Origin of the sequence: Vibrio sp. 10N.222.47.A9, assembly GCF_963872585.1 — a bacterium.
Classification (GTDB): Bacteria; Pseudomonadota; Gammaproteobacteria; order Enterobacterales; family Vibrionaceae; genus Vibrio; species Vibrio splendidus.
Window position 1 is genome coordinate 1 of sequence record NZ_CAWNBB010000075.1, and the last position, 2228, is coordinate 2228.

At 49.1% G+C, this 2228-nt stretch carries 1 protein-coding gene; it reads right to left on the bottom strand.

Annotated elements, in window-relative coordinates; translation table 11 throughout:
- A partial coding sequence (locus AACT19_RS22535; RefSeq protein ID WP_165689854.1) for an AAA family ATPase occupies window positions 1-2228 on the bottom strand: 2228 nt, incomplete at both ends.

The window sequence follows — 2228 nt, forward strand, 5'->3', positions numbered from 1 at the left end:
CTGAATTACGCAACAAAGCCTGTTATTGACACCGAGCTTGTTTAAGTAGGTTTGGGCCAGTGTGTTATCCATCGGTAAGCTTTGATTGATATAATCTTTAGCCCGTTCTTCAAACTGCGCAATATGCCTAGGTGTGGTGCTCAGTAATTTGTCGTGCTTACTGTTTTCCTCCAATTGATATTTGTCCGGTTCGTTTAGCATCTTGTGCGCTTCATTCATCGCGGCTTTATAGTTCATTTCCTTATGACTCATTATAAGGTTAATCAATGCGCCTTTTTCGCCTGTGGTGTAGTCTTTAAAATACCCACGATATTCTCCAGTTAGGGTTACTTTAATCGCCGATTTTCCAAGGCCAAAGGTTAAATAATCCCGGTCTGATTTGGATTGATTCGGCTGGCCTAATAACTGAATGGCGAGGCTTTCGGTGTATTTTGGTAGCTGCGTATTGATGTGCTCCCTAAATGTGTTGTAGTCAAAGTCACCGCTTTTATTTTGGAACCGAACGTCTTCGTGAGGGAGGGCATTTCGGTTAAAGTAGGTGGTGTCTTTGGGGGGCGTTTGGTTGAGGGTTTCTATTGCACTGGCTTTATGGCTTTCTTTAGAGAGCCAGCTTTTGACCAGTTGTTTGGTGTTGTCGGTATAGAGGCGAATGTGCTGACTGGCACGGGTGACATCGATACCGGCGCGTCTTAAGTTGGTCAGTGCGCCTTTGCTTTGTATCGCGCTAATGACGTGTTGATAGGTGGACCCTTGCGCCATGTCTGCGGTTCGACTGTAAGCGTAGTCCCAATGCCCGTCTTTAAGCTCGTTGGGGTTAATGGTGAGCGCTTGTCCTGTTTTGGATTGCGCTTTGATGCCTTCCTCATTGGCTTGCGTGATGCGGTATTCGACGTTGGCTTTGATGTCACGACTTTTATCGGTAAAGCGCGTGATGATTTTATCGCCCGTCGAAAGTGGCTTTTCTGACGCAGAGAACAGGGTGGTGAAGCGGTGGTCACGGTTGCGCGGTAAGAATGGCCTAGTCTTACCTGTCGCTGCGTCTTGAAGTGTCACCACGCCATGCTCTGAGTCAACGTGAGTGATTGTCGCGTACTCACCGGGTCTGGTGCTCAATATCAAGCCTTTTTGATACGGCATCATGGTAGTGAGCTCTTCACCCGTGGCGCCGATTGAGCGTAGCCGGGTTGCGACGACGTTCTCTTTGCCTAACTCACTCTGTTTCATCAAACCGACACGGATGTATTCGGTGATGGTGTCACGCTCCTTGTTGGTGTAAGCGATGATAAGCGTGTTTTCTCTGGTTTCTGGGGTGCGCTCTAAATAGTCTTTGGCGACCACATAAGGCAGCTTCTCTGTGGCGGTGAGCTGCGCTCTGCGTCGGTCTTTGTCGTTTTCATTCAGCGTAGAAATGACATGTTGGCTGTTGCCTTGGGTATCAGGGGCTTGCTGCTGGAGTTTATCTATGGCGCTGAGCGGCTGTTTATCAATGGTGTTTTGCTGTGCATTGTGCAAAGTGTCATTTTGTGGGCGTACCATATCGGTCATGTAAGCGGTATCGATGCGCCCTTGACTTATGGCCAGCTCAAAGGGTTTACCGGCACTGAGCGATAACAACTGCTCTTTATCGCCCAATTTGACTGTTTTGGACTGACTGTCATTGACCAGCTTTGTGAACTCATCGGCTTGCTTATTGCTGACCATGGAGCTTTCATCGAGAAAGAACAAGGTGTGTTGATAGTCACTGGCTTCTCGATTGCCTTGTCGGATGTCAGAAAGCAAACTGTCTAGCGTTTGCGCTTTCACGCCTTTGCTTTCGAGCTCTGCAACCGCGGCGTGCGTGGGCGCAAGACCGATGACGCTTTGCTCTGGTTGCTGGCTGGCTTCTTTCACTAACTGGATAAATTCAATGTTGGATTCAAGCAGGGTGGACTTACCTGTGCCGGCTAACCCTTGGATGGCCACAAAGCTGTCTTTGGTGGTTGAGATAAGGGTGATGGCGTCCTTTTGCCCTTGGGTTAGGCGAGGCTTGGTATCGAGAAAGTCTTGCACCTGCTTAGGCGTTGCAAAAGGTTGATGTTGGCCTTTACCATCATCGATGTTTTGCAGGATGCGCTTTTCAGTTTCTAGCGCGGCTTGCGTCGTCCAGCGTGTGCCGTCACTGTACTCTGCAGAGAGGGTGTCGCTGCGTTTAGTCAGCTCTGTTTCAACCTGCTCTTTGGTAATAGAGC